This window comes from Sphingobium sp. ba1 (assembly GCF_000743655.1).
In the GTDB taxonomy this organism is placed as follows: domain Bacteria; phylum Pseudomonadota; class Alphaproteobacteria; order Sphingomonadales; family Sphingomonadaceae; genus Sphingobium.
Map to the genome: position 1 here is coordinate 1 of NZ_JPPQ01000055.1, position 1,870 is coordinate 1,870.

General features: G+C 69.1%; 1 protein-coding gene. It reads right to left on the minus strand.

Annotation, left to right across the window (positions count from 1 at the left end; genetic code table 11):
* Positions 1 to 1,870: heavy metal translocating P-type ATPase (locus tag IL54_RS02795; RefSeq protein ID WP_052027527.1), on the minus strand; the 1,870-nt coding region annotated here is incomplete at both ends.

Genomic DNA, 1,870 nt, shown 5'->3' on the forward strand with positions numbered 1-1,870 from the left:
CGTTGACACCGTCGCCGGCCATGGCGACCACCCGCCCCTCGCGCTTGAACTTGGCGACCACGGCGCTTTTCTGATCGGGCAGCACCTCGGCTTCGACCTCGTCGATGCCCAGGCGCCGGGCGACCGCTTCCGCTGTCGTGCGGTTGTCGCCGGTCAGCATGACCACGCGAATACCCTCCGCCTTGAGCGCGGCGAGCGCTTCTGGCGTCGTGGCCTTCACCGGATCGGCGATGGCGAAGGCACCGCCGACGGTGCCGTCGATTCCGATGAAGATTGCGGTGGCGCCATCGCGTCGCAGTGCGTCGGCCTGGCCGGCGAGCGCCTCGGTGGCGACGCCCTCGTCGGCGAGGAACCGCGCATTGCCGAGGACGATGCGCCGCCCTTCGACCGTACCGAGCGCGCCGCGCCCGGTCGGCGAGTCGAAGTCGGTGACGTCGCTCGTGGCGATGGCGCGATCCTTCGCAGCCTCGACGATCGCCAGCGCGAGCGGATGTTCGGAAGCCCGTTCGACCGAGGCGGCAAGCCGCAGCAACTCGGCTTCGTCGAAGCCGGGCGCCGGCACGACCTGGGTGACGGCAGGGCGGCCTTCGGTCAGCGTGCCTGTCTTGTCGACGACGAGCGTGTCGACCTTCTCCATATGCTCGAGCGCTTCGGCATTCTTGATAAGGACGCCGAGTCCGGCGCCGCGGCCGACGCCCACCATGATCGACATCGGCGTGGCGAGACCCAGTGCACAGGGACAGGCGATGATCAGCACGGCGACCGCCGCCACCAGCCCATAGGCGAAGCGCGGCTCGGGGCCCCAGATACCCCAGGCGATAAACGCGACCACCGCAACCGCGATGACCACGGGCACGAACCAGCCCGACACCTGATCGGCCATGCGCTGGATCGGCGCGCGCGAGCGCTGCGCCTCGGCGACCATCTGGACAATCCGCGCAAGCATGGTGTCGCGTCCGACCTTGTCGGCGACGATCACCAGCGCACCGGTCTGGTTGAGCGTGCCGCCGATCACCGTGTCGGCCTTGGCCTTGGTGACGGGCATGGATTCACCGGTGACCATCGACTCGTCGAGCGAGGAGCGGCCGTCCTCGACTACGCCGTCGACCGGCACCTTCTCGCCCGGCCGCACGCGCAGGCGGTCGCCGACCGCGACCAGATCGAGACTGATCTCCTCTTCGCTCCCGTCGGCGGCGATCCGGCGCGCGGTCTTGGGCGCGAGGTTGAGCAGCGCCTTGATCGCGCCCGAGGTCCGCTCACGCGCGCGCAGTTCGAGCACCTGGCCGAGCAGCACGAGAACGGTGATCACCGCGGCGGCCTCGAAATAGACGGCAACCATGCCGTCCTCGCCGCGGAAGGCAGGCGGGAACAGCTGAGGCGCGAGCGTCGCGACGACGCTGTAGATCCAGGCGACCCCCGTCCCCATCGCGATCAGGGTGAACATGTTGAGGTTGCGGGTCTTGAGCGAGGCCCAGCCACGCTCGAAGAACGGCCAGCCCGCCCAGAGCACGACAGGCGTCGCCAGCACGAACTGGATCCATACCGAGGTCGACATCGGCACGAGGCGATGGATCACAGGAAACAGGTGCGCCCCCATCTCGAGGATCAGCACCGGCAGGGCCAGCACCAGGCCAACCCAGAAACGCCGCGTGAAATCGACCAGCTCGTGGCTGGGACCGCTGTCGGCGGTCACGGTCGCGGGTTCGAGCGCCATGCCGCAGATCGGACAGGACCCGGGATGGTCCTGCCGGATCTCGGGATGCATAGGGCAGGTCCAGATCGTGCCCACGGGCGCTGCGAACGGCGGTGCCGGCGGGCCGAGATAGCGCTCGGGATCGGCGATGAACTTTGCCCGGCAGCCCGCGCTGCA